General features: G+C 59.5%; 3 protein-coding genes and 2 pseudogenes. All 5 read left to right on the top strand.

What is annotated here, in order from left to right:
* Positions 1-169: pseudogene (locus X741_RS1000000171375) on the top strand (5-aminolevulinate synthase); the annotation flags it as partial.
* A 102-nt stretch (positions 170-271) separates the two neighbouring features.
* On the top strand, positions 272-706 hold the full coding sequence (locus tag X741_RS136495; protein ID WP_023781032.1) for a DUF2267 domain-containing protein: 435 nt from the start codon (positions 272-274) through the stop codon (positions 704-706).
* A gap of 88 nt (positions 707-794) precedes the next feature.
* Entirely contained in the window at positions 795-1,244 is a 450-nt protein-coding gene (locus tag X741_RS136500) for a pyridoxamine 5'-phosphate oxidase family protein (protein ID WP_023781031.1), read from the top strand.
* Positions 1,245-1,417: 173 nt separating this feature from the next.
* Complete coding sequence (locus X741_RS136505; protein WP_023781030.1) at positions 1,418-2,056, top strand: helix-turn-helix domain-containing protein; 639 nt, start codon at positions 1,418-1,420, stop codon at positions 2,054-2,056.
* 52 nt (positions 2,057-2,108) lie between these two features.
* Positions 2,109-2,312: pseudogene (locus X741_RS0136460) on the top strand (DUF3363 domain-containing protein); the annotation flags it as partial.
* Positions 2,313-2,698: the final 386 nt, after the last annotated feature.

Below are 2,698 nucleotides of genomic sequence, written 5' to 3'. Positions count from 1 at the left end.
GCGCATCACGCCGACACCGTTCCATTCGGATGAGTTGATCGCTGGACTGCAGGATGCGCTGGTCGAGACCTGGGACGCGCTGGGCATTCCCTATGGTTCCGCCGGCCGGCCTTCTGTCACCAAGAGCGACCGGATCGTTGCGCTGCTGGTGCCCAAGTCAGGCGGCTGAAAGCCGCAATTGAAAAACTCTCCAAGAGAAAACATTGATCAGGCGCAAGGCGCCGATCTCGGCATAGCTCCAGGATGACGACAAACCTCCAAGGAGCAGACCATGAGCCACATGTCCCAGACGTCTTTTGGCGATTTGAACCACGCCGCCCAGCAGGCTCAACAGTGGGTAAAGGAGCTTGCCAGGGATCTCCGCTGGAGCGAACCAAGTGCTTGCCGACTGTTGCGATGCGTTCTGCACACGCTGCGGGACTGGCTGTCCGAAGCGGAAATGGCTGATCTTTCAGCACAGTTGCCTGTCTTGGTTCGCGGCATGTACTTCGAAGGCTGGAAGCCATCGGCCGCAGCCCATGGCCGTAAGAAGTGCGACTTTGTTCTCAGTGTCCGCAACAGCTTCGGATATGATGAAGATGTGGATTTCGATGTAGCGGTCAACGCCGTTTTCATGCTGCTCGATCGACATATATCGCACGGCGAGATCGTCCAGGTAAGAGCGTCCATGAAGAAGTCGCTTCGTCAGCTGTGGCCAGCGGACTGACCAGTTCCTGGACCGCTGGGCCGTAAGAGACCGGCCGGCACATCGCTGGCTCTGATGCAAGATCAGGCAAGAACAGGAGATCGCATCGATGCTGATCCGCACACTTTCCGTCCTGGAATGTACCAGATTGTTGGGCGCCAACCGCGTGGCCCGTCTTGCATGCGCGAAGGACGGTCAGCCCTATGTCGTTCCCCTCCATTACGCTTATTCGGATGCTCATGTTTACGCGTTCTCCATGCCGGGCAAGAAAATCGAATGGATGCGAGCCAATCCGCTGGTGTCTGTTCAGATTGACGAACACGGCGAAGGGCGAGGCTGGAGGAGCGTTGTCGCCGATGGCCGTTACGAGGAACTGCCCGACCGGATTGGGCACAAGGTGCAGCGCGATCATGCCTGGGCGCTGCTGAGCAAGCACGCCGATTGGTGGGAGCCTGGCGCTCTCAAACCTGAGAAATCGGAGGTTGCGACCGATCTTCCACACGTGTTCTTCCGTATTTTGGTCGCCACGGTTTCGGGGCGGGAAGGAGTGGACAGCTAGTGTGCTCGGGGCGTCATCCATCGAGCGCAACGGCACACTATCAGGTCGCACGCAACCAACGGCCCAGACATCCCGGCGAACACCTAAGTAGTTTTCCTTAGGGATATAACCGAATTTCGGCGGGCCCGGAATCGCGCGATTGCTGTCGTCGCGGAACAACCGGGAACACAGCCATGTACGCTCAACAAATCGCCAAGATTGAATTGCCATCGCAGCCGAGCCCGTTCGCGCTTCTCGATGGGGCCATGGCACAGCCGGTCAGCTTCTTCCCCGCCGGCACAGAGATCTACGCCCAAGGCGAAAAGGCCGGGCCTCTTTACCAGGTCGAATTCGGCGCCGTTCGTGTATACCGGCTGCTGGCTGACGGCCGCCGGCAGATCAGCGCCTTTCATTTGGCCGGAGAAACCTTCGGCTTCGAGGCCGATGCCACACACCATTTCTTCGCCGAGGCAATCGGTGCGACCGGCATTCGCGTTTTCCGGATCGCCTCAACAGCAGATATGTCCAGTCAGTTGCTGCCGCTTGCACTCAAGGGATTGATCAGGGCCCAGGAGCATCTGCTGGTCCTCGGCCGCCAGAATGCCATCGAACGCGTCGCAGCATTCCTGGTCGACATGGCGGAACGTCAGGGTGGCCTGCGTCAAATCGAGTTGCCGATGTCGCGACTGGATATCGGCGACTATCTCGGCCTCACCATCGAGACGGTGTCGCGGGTCTTCACCCGCCTGAAGGACAAAAGCGCCATTCGCCTGCTCGGCTTGCGGAGCATCGAAATACTGAAGCAGAACATGCTGCTGGAAATGGGTGGATGACACGCGAAAACTGCTGGGCAGAACACCAGAACCATCGTGCCACCTCGATTTCGATGGCGAGACCGTCAGCAGCAAACTCACCGGGACCGTTCAGCTATCGAGCGGCAAGTTCGCCGTGCTCGAGCAGGCGCACGAGTTCACCCTTGTGCCGCGGCGGCCGGTCACCGACTGCCAGATCGGACGCGAAGTCAACGGCATCGTGCGGGGCGGATCGATGTCCTGGCGGTTGGGACGGCAGCGAGGACTCGGCATTTAGCCCATGGTGGCGGCTATTCCGGTAGTCCGGCAGCGACCATCAGGCGCAACGTGCTTTGTGATGCGACTGGTTGCGGTAAAGAGTCGACATAGTTGGTGTATCTTGCAGGAAAGCATGTGCGGGGGTGCAGTCGGCGTGCTCCGCGTCCGTCCCAGAAAGTCTCGCGATCGCCCCTTGTCGTATTCTCATCCGAGCCAGCGTGAACTTCGCAGTGTTTTCGGCCGTTCTCACTGTCTGAGAATGTGCCGGCACGTCGCGGCACTTCCGTGATATTCAGCATTGCCTGCAGCGAGCGACCATATCTCGTCGCAACGATGTTCCCGCAGCGACACCGGTTCCGGGCGTTGCGCTACCCGGCATTAGCGCGCATCTGACGTCGGGATGTG

This window comes from Mesorhizobium sp. LNHC221B00, assembly GCF_000502935.1.
In the GTDB taxonomy this organism is placed as follows: domain Bacteria; phylum Pseudomonadota; class Alphaproteobacteria; order Rhizobiales; family Rhizobiaceae; genus Mesorhizobium; species Mesorhizobium opportunistum.
This window is presented reverse-complemented; position numbering and strand designations above follow the sequence as displayed.